The organism is Guptibacillus hwajinpoensis, from assembly GCF_005144865.1.
Classification (GTDB): domain Bacteria; phylum Bacillota; class Bacilli; order Bacillales; family Guptibacillaceae; genus Guptibacillus; species Guptibacillus hwajinpoensis_A.
Genome location: NZ_SWFM01000005.1, coordinates 33,640 through 46,202 on the forward strand (window position 1 = coordinate 33,640; position 12,563 = coordinate 46,202).

Below are 12,563 nucleotides of genomic sequence, written 5' to 3' on the forward strand. Positions count from 1 at the left end.
AGGTGTTAGAATGCGGAGAAGGTTCGAAATGAAGCAATGAGTGATTGAATATAATCACGGTGAATGTCAGGTTCGTCAAACCGCATTGGCTTAGAATTGGCTTCAAATATCCAGTACCGTCCGTCCGAATCTTTGCCAATATCCATTGAACATTCATGCATCTTTGTGTGTTCTTCGAGCACTTCAGCTGCCATAATGGCGATCCTTTTTAATTTTGCTTTGTCCTTATGATTAGCAAGTTTATGGAATGGTATAATTCTTCCTCCCCGTGGGACATGTGTAGTTAAACTACCGACTTGTGCTGCACGTATACCGATTCCTGTTACGTTCCAACTGTTGAGGGGTTTCTGAACAAGGATTCTGAAATCATAGGAATGGTTTTCATAAGTGTCAAGTTGAATGTCACGCTGTATCATATAGTTTTCATGAAGAAGGGGGTGGATATGGTCATATAGGTTATTGATTGAAGTGAAGCTATGAGCGTTATCGTGATCGATGTATTGATAACCTGTAGAGGTGTTTTTTACTTTAAAGATGCCTCTTCCTTTACTCCCAGAAGAAGGTTTGCAGAAAACGGATGGATACATGTTCAGATACTCCTCGAGACTCGTGATTGTTAAACTTTCTGTTTCTGGTATGAAGTTAGTTAGTTTTTCATTGCTGGTAAGATGTGAAATAATCGCATCCTTTTGGAAAAATGACCGATTAAAATAAGGTATTCCTTTTTGTGAAAATAAATTAAATAGAAGAGCTACTTTCTCTGCTTGTTCTTCCTTTCGGTCAGGTATCCGGTTGTAGACGATGTTCGGATAAGGAAACCGGTAACCTGTCCACTTTTTTGAATTTGGATCATAGAGATATCCGTTAATGAATGTACGATATACATCGTCAGGGGTAAAAACATAGGAAAGCCCTCCTGTGTTACGGATTTCTTTTTGAATGGATTTGAATATAGAGGCATTCCCACTGAAGTGATGAGATGAATTTGATCCTGCAAGAATGCCTACAAGTGGTCGGATTGCATCATTTTTATTTGAATTCAATGTGATGATTGAAGATATGGAAGAACTGGAAGGGGGAGCGAGCCTTTTCTGCTCTTTCCCCCAGTAAATAAATTGGTATGTGCTTTTTTGTAACCATTTATTTGTCTTTTCATTGTAGAAAAGTTCAATCATACGGTTGTAACCAGCTGTTTTTCAATAGCAGATTTCGCCAGGAATATGGCATATTCCATTGGTAAAGATCTTGTTCTAGCTTCTTCTGATTTAAGTCTAGCGTGTGAAAAGATTCCTCTACCTGGCTTAGAATTCGCTTCGAAAAGATATATTTTACCTTCTTTCGTAACACCAAGGTCAAAGCCAATTTCTCCGATGAAGCCTGGGAGCTTTGAATCGATATTACGACTTAATTGCAAAGCAGCTTCCATTAAATCTGTTTCGATTTGTCTATTAATACCAAATTCAGAAGCGAGTTCACCAATTGTTTTAACTGTTCCGTCCGAAGCCATATGAGTCGTTAAACTTCCTGCGCCTGCTATTTTGGCAGCAATTGCGCTTACTTCCCATTTTCCTTCTTTGTTCTTGTTCGTATGAACACGGTAATCCATAGGTCTCTGATTAATGCGGTGGAGGTCTATCCCTTGTTGAACAATCAAGCCTTTCAAACCGTTCGGATATTGAGTCTTCAACAATCTAGAAAGAGAAGAGTATCTTCTCAGACGGTTTTCTTTCTCTGTTCTGAAACGACAATAGTAATACTTTTCATTTGCTGGCTTTAGGATTTGTTGAATACCTAATCCGAGACTTCCGTTCGCTGGTTTAATATAAACCTGCTCATAATCATTTAGCATTCGCGATAGAATGCTACTTTTAGGATTCAAAAGAGTTTCTGGTAAGTATTGCTTAACAGCCTGATCTTCACGAAGCTTCTCGAACATCGTCCATTTATCGAAAAACCCAGGGTTAAACCATGGCGTGAAGTATTGTGACTGTAATTTCTGCATCGTGTCTGTAACTTGTTCGATTGCTTCTGAGCTACGGTTCGGCAGACGGTCATAAACAACATCTGGAATGGGAACCGTTGCCCTGTACCAACCTCGTTTGTTGTACATTAGCCCTTTAATCGTTCCTGATTTCCAATTAATTTGATGTGCACCAAAAACAAAACCGACTGCACCTGATTTTGTAGCAGCTGAGAGCAATTTAGCAAAATACATACTACGTTCTCCAATTGGCCTCATACTATCCTTCGTGAATCCGGCCGTGAAAATACCAATTAGTGGTCCAATATGAAGTGAATTTCCTTTCTCAAAAAGATGGATCGGACACTCTTCAGGGATACCAAGTACCTTCCAAAGATCCTCAGAAAGCAGGTATTCTTCCTTATTTTCTGGATGTGGGGAAACGGTACAAAATGATCGACGAGAACCAAAACAGAGTTGATTTGGGAACGAAACCTGATCTACCCAGCTTTTAAATCGACTTGGAGGTACATAAAACGTTCCAGTAGAATTTTTTTCTTTTTTCAATGAAAGTATCGTATTCATATTTTCTTAACCCCTTCCTTCTCGTTAAGGAGAGAACCACAGTATTCAAATAACAATGCAGGATAATTAACATGACTTTGAATAATTTGATGACCAGGTTTTGAATTAGCTTCAAGTAACCAAACTTTACCTGATTGATCTATGCCAAAATCTAGACCAAGTTCGAAAAGAGGAGGGAACTTTTTTTCTAATAATGTAGCAATGTGTGAAGCAAGTTGTGTGATCTTCTCATCTGCAGCTAATAGTACCTCAGATGGTATCGCAACTTGATCGTCCTGTTCGATCGAACCGCCACTATGCAGATTAGAAACGAAAGATTGCTCTTTCCCTACGCGCATTGCACGGCCTAATTCGCACCACATGCAATTTGCTCGTTTCTTTAATACAACTCTTCTGTCGAATGGTCTCTGCCTCTCGTCGAGCAGTTTAAGCATTTGTTGTGCCATGTAATTACGTTTGTACAACATTCTAGTAACAAAGTTAAGAAAAGAACTGGTTGTATCATAAGTATGATGAGTGACATTGCCTTTATGATTGATTTGAATAGAGATCTTATGTGAAGTCTTTGTAATATGAATAAGTCCGTTTCCTTGAGAGCCAATAATAGGTTTCAAGATAAGAGTATTATGGTTCTTAAACCAATCAGTTAAAATTCTGGCACTGGTATGACGCTGAAGTTTAAGTGTTTTGGGAAGGTGTCTACGAAGTAGTGGGTCCGATTTTAAATATTTATATATAATCCATTTGCCAGGAAGGCCATAACCAAGAAAAGTTGCATTCGTTTGATTTTTCAACCAGTGGACAAATGAAGATTGGTTTTCTTGTTTATTTGCAGGGTAGAAACAGCGATCATAGATAAAATCTGGTACAGGGAATGTTGCCCTTTTCCAAGTTTGTAATGATCGATCGTAGGTTAAACCGCTTATATCATTTAAAGCAATCTGATCAGGTAAAAAACGGTAAATGGAATAGCCCAATGAGCTCCCTTCTTGTGCGATTCTTTCTATATAATTCTGCTCGTGCATGAATGAGGACTGCATTATGCCAAATGATGTCATATGTTCCTCCTAAGATGTGTACCAGTTAAAAAAGCGAATGAGTGCTTTTACTGATGGCCGATAACAGTTTGTATTGATTCCATCAGACGTCTTAGATGGCTTTGTATTAACTTCAATAATCCATGGATGTCCGTCTTGGTCCACAGACAGGTCAATACCGAGTTCACCAAACATCCCGTCACTTTCTCGATCAATAATTTGTGAAATTTCGCATGCAAGTTCAGGAACAATTCTTTTGGTTTGTTTCTGAATTGCTTCATCGAATTGAATGAGGCCATCTTCAAATTTTTTTAACAAAGCTCCACGAGCAATGTTAGATACAAACTGGTCTTTTGACTGAGCAATGCGTGCAACTGCTGAAACGACCTTCCATCTTTCGCCGGAATCCTTTAAACACAAGATTCGGAAGTCAACAGGGCATCCATCAATTTCAAGAAGTGGGATCCCTTGTTGGACAAGGTAAGGTACAAGCTTGGAACGACCGCGAATGGTTGGATAAAGTCCTGAAAGAGTTTTTGATGTGATGGTCTGATTCCCTTGAAAGCTAGAGTAGTCGAGTTGAAAATGGTGGTCTCGATAACTAATACGAAAAATATGCTTTCCTTGACTTCCGTTAAGGGGCTTTAAATAGAGTGTAGGATAGCTGCTCATCATGGACTGAATGTTATCGAATGATTCAAGTAGAATCGTCTCTGGAAGATAAGGAGCCACTTCATCATGCGGGAGCAGTTTTTGATGCACTTCCCATTTATTAAGAAAGGATTCATTGAAATATGGAATGTTTTGTTCTCGCCATATCGCTTTCAGTTTCTCAATTTGACTCGATTTCTCTAGTTTTCTTGAATGAATGCGGTTATAGATTAAGGATGGTTTAGGAAGATCCGAATTAATCCATGAGCGTTGATTCCATATCGTTCCCTGCACTCGATGTTCATTCCATGGCTTTAATGTGTATACATAGAACAGTATGTGGTGTTCTTCGCAATACTCGGCGATTTCTCTGCAGAAAGCCGTGTAAGCTCCAAACGGTTGTGACTCGTCGCCCTTTGCGTTAGTTGCGAGACAAAGAATTGGACCGAGCGATATCATATTCAGCTTATTGCAGAATGTAAGTGTGATAGGGATTGTTTGATTGGGTAGTGAAAGGGAAGTGAGAAGAGCAGGTGAACAGTATACGGTATGACTTGAACTAGTTCGATAGACCTGTACCTCTACGACTTCTTCAAGTGCGCCACATTGAAATAAGAGAGATGGTTTATTTATTTGCCACTTTACAGCAATCGTTTCTGGGATTGATAGTGACAGAAGAGTGTTATTCTTTATTTCATTATTGGGTTGCAAAATAATCTTTTCAGTATGTTTCATCACAGACCCTCGTTCAACTGTTTTTCTGATTTATGCCTTCCTATAACTGGATAGGCAATAGCGGATATCGTATACTATGAAGATGGAGTTTACTATGTGAATGTGATAGATAGAAAGGTTGAGGTACGATGTCGTCCATTATCATAACTGTCTTATTTATGATAGCGATTGGCGCTATTATAGGAGGACTTACGAATTCATTAGCAATTAAAATGCTATTCAGACCATATGAAGCGCGTTATATTGGCAATTGGAAAATTCCGTTTACACCTGGACTTATTCCTAAGAGAAGAGATGAGCTTGCTGTTCAGCTCGGAAGAATGGTTGTTGAACATCTTCTTACCGCCGAAGGAATACAGCAGAAAATGCATGATCCAGTTTTCAAGCGAACGATGATTGAATATGCACAAAAAGAAGTACTTCGTTTCCTTGAGACAGATGAATCAATAGAAGCACTTCTAAAAAAAGGTCTTCATATGCAGGATCCTACCAATGAAGTGAAAATGAGAGCTTCCTCTTATATTAGTGGCAAGCTTGAAGTGAAGATGGTGGAATTAAAACAAAAGGAAGTTGTTGACATTCTTCCTGAACGATTGCAAACGAAAGTAGATGATTCTATTGAACCGTTTGCTGACTTAATTCTTACAAAAGTAAGTAATTATATTGCCTCGACAGAAGGTAAGGATAAGTTATCGGTTATGATTGATCGTTATCTAGCTGATCGTGGGACCCTTGGAAGTATGATTAATATGTTTTTTACAAACACTCGACTTGTAGATAAAGTCCAGCCAGAACTGCTGAGGCTTTTGAAGCAGAAGGATATACAAAATGTGATTGTTACGATGCTTGAGAAGGAATGGAACGAGCTGAAGGTAACGAAGCTGGAATCGTTTGAAGGTAAATTCAATTCAAAAGAAATAGTTGATGAAATTACTTCACTTATTGTAAATGAAATTCCTATTGATCATTTCATGCAGCTTTCATTAACGGATGCTGTAGCCCCGTATAAAGATCGTATAATTGAAGATTTTGTTCCTAGGATTGTGGATGCTGCTGGAAATTATTTAAGTAGCAATCTTCAGCCACTCATGGAACAAATGCATCTCGCAGATATTGTAAAAGGACAAGTAGAAACCTTTTCAGTAGGGCGAATAGAGGAGATGGTTCTTTCCATTTCAAGAAGAGAATTTAAAATGATTACGTACCTTGGAGCAGTGCTCGGAGGGATGATCGGATTGATTCAGGGAATTGTTATTACCCTTATCGGATGAATTTCATCTCAGTCTTTGTTATAGTGGGTAAGTAAAGGGTTATGAGAGCGAAATAATCCTCAAACTAAGGAGGTATATACAATGGCAGAGAAGAATTTATACGACGTAGCATATGAGCTAGAAAGCGCAATGCGTGAGCATGAGGACTACACGAAGCTTAAAGAACTATACGATCAAGTAAACCAGGATGAAGTTTCAAAGAAACTATTTGATAACTTCCGCAACATGCAGATGGAGCTTCAACAAAAGCAAATGACTGGTGAGCAAATCACTGAAGAAGAAGCACAAAAAGCTCAACAACAAGTTGAACTTGTACAGCAGCACGAAGTGATTTCTCAATTAATGCAACAAGAGCAGCGCATGAGCCAGGTTATTCAGGACGTTAACAAAATCGTAACTAGACCACTTGAAGATCTATACGGTAGCCCTGAAGAAGGTTCCGAGCAATAAGTCGTTATAAGACGATAGAAGAACGCCCGCCATACTAATGGCGGGCGTTCTTTTTAATTTGCTTGCTTCCTAGTTAGGATGATTTCTAGACAGCGTTTTCGATTACTCCAATTACTTCAAACTGCTGTGGCTGAGTTGTAATCCTCTCTGTTACTTCACATTGAGGGCAATCCAGTTCATAATTCCTATTCTCATTCCCACCAATCAATCCACGAAATTCATGGTCACATTCTGAACATTTGTAAACATGCGGTTCCTCTAATGTACCAACGCAGTCAAATCGAATGCGTTCTTTCCCTTGTGTCATACTTACTTGCCCCTCTCTTCTATTGTAATACATTTGTAATAATAGTAGTTTCATATTAAAACTTCCCACGGTCCAACCATTCTAAACTCCTAATTTTAACAATAAGTCATTTGGTTCAAATTTATGTGATAGGACATGATTCAACCTTCATAGAGTTAAGTGATAAGAGGACTACTTTGGTTCAGGAGGGATCCGAATGGTATACAAACTTCTGGCTTTAGACATCGATGGAACCCTGCTTAGGTCTAATCATAAGATTGATAAAGAAACGAAAGATGCAATTAGTTATGTACAGGAAAAAGGCGTATATGTAACACTTACGACGAGTCGCAATTTTGCATCTGCAAAAAAGATTGCGAAGGCAGTAAAGCTTGATGAAGCTATTCTCATTACTCATAGTGGAGCTTTCATTGCTGAACAGGTAAAAGAGCCTATTCATGAAGAGAGGATATCAAACAAAGATGTTCGAGAGGTTGTAAAGATTCTTGAGGAATTCGATTGTCATATTCGCATCATTCATGAACGATTAGCAGTAGGGAATCGGGTTAAGCATAACCATTATTTGTCGGCAAAAATGACACTAGGGATAGGTGATCCACTTTTCTACCCAGTTAACTTTGTAGAAACGCTTAGTGACTATTTAGAGAAAAAAGAACTCTCTCCACCAAAGATCGATGCTCATTTCTTCCATGAACAGGAAAGAGAAGAAGCTCGTCGTCTTCTTGAAGAACGCATTCCTTCAATATCTGTCGTTCGTTCGACAAAGTGTAACTTCGGTATCGTTCCTAAAGGAGTATCAAAAGCAAAGGGATTGCGTCTGCTTGGTGATAAATTAGGAATATCAGTGGATCAAATGGTAGTAATAGGCGATGCAGATTGTGATGCAGAAATGATTCGTCAAGCTGGGCTTGGCGTTGCAATGGGAAATGCGTCCTATGAATTAAAAAGGCTAGCAGATTGGGTAACGCGGTCAAATGACCAACAAGGTGTGTCTTATATGGTGAAGGAAGTATTCAGGAGACAAATGCGTGTACAGTTAAAAAGATAGTCGCTCGTGCGTTGAGAATAGAATCAATTTTTTACGCCTTAGTCGAACCTTGTCAAATAAAGGGGGATTGAGGCGTCTTTTGTGTGACTTTCGATGCATTTTTACAAAATGAAAAGGCTTTCACGGAAAAATATCTAATATTTATAACGTTTGATAATTTTATTATCTGGAGGGATAGTTAGTATGCAAAAAATTCTCGATTTGAGTCCAAAGGTAGCAGAATTTCTGAAAGGTACGAAACAACTCTACATTAACGGTCAATGGAAAGATTCAGTCTCAGGAAGAACATTTGATACACTAAACCCCTCAACTGGAGAAGTTTTAGCAACAGTTAGTGAAGCCATGAAAGACGATATTGATGAAGCGGTTATGGCTGCAAGGAAAGCATTTGATAGTGGTCCATGGTCTCGTATGTCTGCTTCAGCCAGAAGCCGATTAATTTATAAACTAGCTGATTTAATGGAAGAGAACAAAGAAGAGTTAGCTATGATTGACACGCTTGATAACGGTAAACCAATTCGCGAAACTCGAAATGCTGACGTTCCTCTTGCAATCGAGCATTTTCGCTATTATGCAGGATGGTCAACCAAAATCATGGGACAAACTATTCCTGTAAATGGACCGTTTTTTAACTATACTCGTCACGAAGCACTAGGTGTTGTCGGACAAATCATTCCATGGAATTTCCCATTACTTATGGCGGCTTGGAAACTTGGTGCAGCACTTGCGACTGGATGTACAGTTGTCTTAAAACCAGCTGAACAGACTCCGTTATCTGCTCTTTACTTGGCTCAGCTAATGGAAGAAGCAGGCTTCCCTGAAGGTGTTGTGAACGTTGTACCTGGATACGGAGAAACTGCAGGAGATGCACTCGTTAAACATCCAAATGTGGACAAAATTGCTTTCACTGGATCAACCCCAGTTGGTAAATATATTATGAGTCAGGCATCAAACGACTTGAAGCGTGTAACGCTAGAGCTTGGTGGGAAATCTCCAAATATCATTTTACCAGATGCTGATATGACAAAAGCGATACCAGGTGCCTTGAGCGGTATTATGTTTAATCAGGGGCAGGTATGTTGTGCAGGATCAAGATTGTATATCCAAAAGAAAGCTTATGACAACGTAATGGCAGACCTAGTGAGCCATAGTCAAAAGATTAAACAAGGAGCAGGCCTTGATCCAGATACGGAAATGGGACCGCTTGTATCAGAAGAGCAGCATCAGCGTGTAATGAATTACATTACTAAAGGGCAGAATGAAGGCGCAGAACTACTTACTGGTGGACAAGTTCCATACGAAAAGGGCTATTATGTCCAGCCGACTATTTTCTCTGACGTTGATGACAAAATGACAATTGCGAAAGAAGAAATTTTCGGTCCAGTTGTAGCAGCTATGCCGTTCGAAGATCTTGATGAAGTAATTGAACGTGCAAACGACTCGAACTACGGCCTAGCAGCAGGGCTATGGACTGAAAACTTGAAATCTGCACACTATGTAGCAAATAAGATTAAAGCCGGAACTGTTTGGGTTAACTGTTACAATGCATTTGACGCCGCTTCTCCATTCGGAGGATACAAGCAGTCTGGAATTGGAAGAGAAATGGGCTCTTACGCACTGAACAATTACACAGAAGTAAAGAGCGTTTGGATTAACTTGAAGTAAGAAGAAGAGAACCGCCCGTCCATAAGGTATGGACGGGCGGTTTTTGTTTGGATTGAAGTGCTTGTCGGACCTAAACGGGCTCTTCCGCTTTTCATGTCCAGCTGCGACTCGCAGAAACTGCGATATTTCACTCTTTCATAGGAACACAAAGAACGTGTTCCCATTCAAGAGTTCCAATATCTCCGTTTCTAAACGCTCGCCTCCGCTTTTCGTGTCCAGCTGCAGTGGGCAGACACTCGGTCACTTCATCCTATAACTCGAACACAAAGAACGTGTTCAATTTATAGGGCTCCAGTGCCTGTCGTGTCTAAACGCCCACTTCCGCTTTTCATCTTTTAAACAAAATTAGTTTGCCTTGTGATGAGACGACGCGGGCGGAGTTTTTTTCTAGTCCTTTTTGTTTGAGTAGTTCTTCGCCGACTTTTTTGGCTTCTTTGTCGTCCTGAGCTTCGAAGCTTTCGTCTAGGACATTGGTTCCGTTTTTTTCGAATGCGGTGATAATGTACTTTTCCATTTAATCCCCTCCTGCTATTATCCATTTTACCGATTGTGCTTTTTGTTGTCACTTTTTTCTGAAAAAATGAATCTTTTGGTTTAATCAGACGTTATACTAATTATGGAAAGTAATGTTAGTTTAGCGAGGTCAATTTACTAGGGGGGAATTATGCTTCAATTTCAGAATGTAACAAAGCGTTTTGGAGCTTTCACAGCAGTAGATGGTTTGAATTTATCAATACCGGAGAATGAGATTTTTGGGCTACTTGGAGGGAATGGTGCTGGAAAGACAACAACGTTTCGAATGCTTTTACGTCTCATTGATCAGACTGAAGGCAATATTTTATGGAAAGATGATGCTATATCTTATGATTCTAGTCATGTGATTGGTTATTTACCTGAGGAGCGGGGACTTTACCCCAAAATGAAAGTGAAAGAACAATTAATTTATCTTGGTAAATTACGTGGTATGAAGAAATCCGAGGTAGAGAAGGAAGTAGTTTTATGGCTTGAGCGGTTTAATGTACCAGAGTACATTGATAAGAAAGTGGAAGAATTATCAAAAGGTAACCAGCAAAAAATCCAGTTCATTGCAGCGGTCATACATAAACCAGAATTACTTATTCTTGATGAGCCGTTTAGTGGTCTTGATCCCGTTAATGTTGAAGTATTGAAAGACGCTGTTCTGGATCTCAAGAAGTTAGGTACTACAATTCTTTTTTCCAGTCATCGAATGGAACATGTAGAAGAACTATGTGAACATTTGTGTATTCTTCATAAAGGAACACCAGTGGTATCGGGTAACCTGAAGGAGATTAAGCGGTCCTATGGTAAAAAAAACATTCTCATTAATGTTGATTTTGATCTCGCTTTTCTTGAAGAACTTGAGGGAGTGCTTCGTATCAAACAGGGATTGAATCATAGCGTTGTCCAAATTGAGGATGAGCAGGTTTCTCAAGTTGTTCTTCATAAATTAACAGAAAGAGGATTTGTTCGAAGGTTTGAATTAGAAGAGCCATCCCTGAATGATATTTTTATAGAGAAAGTAGGGGCGGCATATGAATAAGTTTTTAATCGTCCTTTCCCGAACGTACTTAAATCGGTTAAAGTCAAAAGCTTTTATCGTAACAACGGTGATTACGCTACTAATGATCTTTCTTATAACAAATATATCCACTATTATTGATCGCTTTGATACTAGTGAAGAAGATCAAGTTGGCGTTGTCACAACCAGTAACTATTTCCCGATGCTTCAGGCGCAATTAGATAAAATGGAGTCTAATCTCGTTCTAAAACCGTTTGAGGGAACGGAGAAAGAGGCGCAGCAGGCGATTGAGGAAGGAGAGCTTGATAGTTATTTGATTTTAGATGAAAACGAAGCTGGTGAACCAACAGCTGTCTATAAAGCAGAAACCGTTGCAGAACAAATCACGCCTCAATTGCTTGAATCAGCACTCCAACAAGTTAAGAGCTCCATTGCTGCAGAGAGTGCTGGGGTAACACAAAAGCAGCTTCTTGAAATTGATCAGCCTGTTCAATTTGAGAAAGTAGCGCTTGAAAAAGGTGCAAAGACAGAAGAAGAATTGAATCAAGCGAGAGTGTTTGTTTATGTGCTTTTGTTTGTTATTTATTTCTCAGTAATTTTCTATGGCAATATGGTAGCTGTGGAAGTGGCAACAGAAAAATCTTCTAGGGTAATGGAGATCTTGATTTCGAGTGTATCTCCAGTAAAGCAAATGTTTGGGAAAATTCTTGGTATAGCTCTACTAGGTTTAACGCAATATACGATTATTATTTTAAGTGGATACCTCTTTATGCAGCTACAAGATGAAGAAGTATCACAAACTGGTTTTCTTTCATTTCTCGATTTTAGTAATTTAACTGTTTCACTTGTTGTTTATGCGATTGTGTTCTTCGTTCTTGGTTATTTGCTCTATGCTACAATTCTTGCAATGGTCGGATCTTTAGTAAGTCGAGCAGAAGAAGTCCAACAGCTTATTATGCCTATTCAATTTTTGATCATTATTGCTTTCTTTATCGCAATGTTTGGGCTAGGTACACCTTCTTCTCCTTTCGTAACAATTGCATCATATATTCCGTTCTTTACTCCAGTCGTCATGTTTTTACGAGTTGGTATGCTTGCCATTCCATTTTGGGAAGTCGCAATTAGTCTTGCACTGCTTATCGGGACAATTATTGTATTTGGAATACTTGGTGCCAGAGTTTATCGAGGTGGAGTATTGATGTATGGCAAATCATCTTCGTTAAAAGATATAGGAAAAGCATTGAAATTATCCAGGAAAGAACGGTAGCCCGTCCCTGGTTTTATTAAAAGTCATCCGGCATAACGTACCGGATG

At 39.2% G+C, this 12,563-nt stretch carries 12 protein-coding genes; 6 read left to right on the plus strand and 6 right to left on the minus strand.

The window, feature by feature from the left end:
- Positions 1–5 precede the first annotated feature (5 nt).
- Genes FBF83_RS15795 through FBF83_RS15810 form a run of 4 tightly spaced genes read right to left on the minus strand, consistent with a single transcriptional unit; the run spans position 6 to position 4,968 of the window.
- Positions 6–1,175: a YheC/YheD family protein gene (locus FBF83_RS15795; RefSeq protein ID WP_136948113.1), complete on the minus strand. Its 1,170-nt coding sequence runs from the start codon at positions 1,173–1,175 to the stop codon at positions 6–8.
- The gene (locus FBF83_RS15800) at positions 1,172–2,545 is read right to left on the minus strand and encodes a YheC/YheD family protein (protein ID WP_136948114.1); all 1,374 of its coding nucleotides are present in this window, start codon (positions 2,543–2,545) and stop codon (positions 1,172–1,174) included. The genes FBF83_RS15795 and FBF83_RS15800 overlap by 4 nt, the downstream gene beginning before the upstream one ends.
- Positions 2,542–3,603 carry a YheC/YheD family protein gene (locus tag FBF83_RS15805; RefSeq protein WP_136948115.1) on the minus strand — a complete coding sequence of 354 codons (1,062 nt, stop codon included), beginning with the start codon at positions 3,601–3,603 and terminating at the stop codon, positions 2,542–2,544. The genes FBF83_RS15800 and FBF83_RS15805 overlap by 4 nt, the downstream gene beginning before the upstream one ends.
- Before the next feature lie 9 nt (positions 3,604–3,612).
- The gene (locus tag FBF83_RS15810; RefSeq protein ID WP_136948116.1) at positions 3,613–4,968 is read right to left on the minus strand and encodes a YheC/YheD family protein; all 1,356 of its coding nucleotides are present in this window, start codon (positions 4,966–4,968) and stop codon (positions 3,613–3,615) included.
- Between the two features lie 128 nt (positions 4,969–5,096).
- Between FBF83_RS15810 and FBF83_RS15815 the strand changes: the two genes are divergently transcribed.
- Complete coding sequence (locus FBF83_RS15815) at positions 5,097–6,239, plus strand: DUF445 domain-containing protein (protein WP_136948117.1); 1,143 nt, start codon at positions 5,097–5,099, stop codon at positions 6,237–6,239.
- A gap of 81 nt (positions 6,240–6,320) precedes the next feature.
- Positions 6,321–6,689 (plus strand): YlbF family regulator, encoded by a 369-nt coding sequence (locus FBF83_RS15820; RefSeq protein ID WP_136948118.1) that lies wholly within the window; start codon positions 6,321–6,323, stop codon positions 6,687–6,689.
- A gap of 85 nt (positions 6,690–6,774) precedes the next feature.
- Here FBF83_RS15820 and FBF83_RS15825 read toward each other — a convergent pair whose 3' ends face one another.
- Complete coding sequence (locus tag FBF83_RS15825) at positions 6,775–7,050, minus strand: hypothetical protein (protein WP_136948119.1); 276 nt, start codon at positions 7,048–7,050, stop codon at positions 6,775–6,777.
- 142 nt (positions 7,051–7,192) lie between these two features.
- On the opposite strand from FBF83_RS15825, the gene FBF83_RS15830 reads away from it, so the two are divergent.
- Both FBF83_RS15830 and FBF83_RS15835 read left to right on the plus strand, forming a co-directional pair.
- Positions 7,193–8,044 carry a Cof-type HAD-IIB family hydrolase gene (locus FBF83_RS15830; protein WP_136948120.1) on the plus strand — a complete coding sequence of 284 codons (852 nt, stop codon included), beginning with the start codon at positions 7,193–7,195 and terminating at the stop codon, positions 8,042–8,044.
- A 183-nt stretch (positions 8,045–8,227) separates the two neighbouring features.
- Positions 8,228–9,709 (plus strand): aldehyde dehydrogenase family protein, encoded by a 1,482-nt coding sequence (locus FBF83_RS15835; RefSeq protein ID WP_136948121.1) that lies wholly within the window; start codon positions 8,228–8,230, stop codon positions 9,707–9,709.
- Between the two features lie 328 nt (positions 9,710–10,037).
- Here the strand turns inward: FBF83_RS15835 and FBF83_RS15840 are convergent, their stop codons facing one another.
- Positions 10,038–10,223: a YhzD family protein gene (locus FBF83_RS15840; RefSeq protein ID WP_136948122.1), complete on the minus strand. Its 186-nt coding sequence runs from the start codon at positions 10,221–10,223 to the stop codon at positions 10,038–10,040.
- A gap of 147 nt (positions 10,224–10,370) precedes the next feature.
- Between FBF83_RS15840 and FBF83_RS15845 the strand changes: the two genes are divergently transcribed.
- Together FBF83_RS15845 and FBF83_RS15850 are read left to right on the plus strand one after the other, a co-directional pair.
- Positions 10,371–11,270 (plus strand): ABC transporter ATP-binding protein, encoded by a 900-nt coding sequence (locus FBF83_RS15845; protein ID WP_136948123.1) that lies wholly within the window; start codon positions 10,371–10,373, stop codon positions 11,268–11,270.
- Positions 11,263–12,516: an ABC transporter permease gene (locus FBF83_RS15850; protein WP_136948124.1), complete on the plus strand. Its 1,254-nt coding sequence runs from the start codon at positions 11,263–11,265 to the stop codon at positions 12,514–12,516. The genes FBF83_RS15845 and FBF83_RS15850 overlap by 8 nt, the downstream gene beginning before the upstream one ends.
- Positions 12,517–12,563 lie beyond the last annotated feature (47 nt).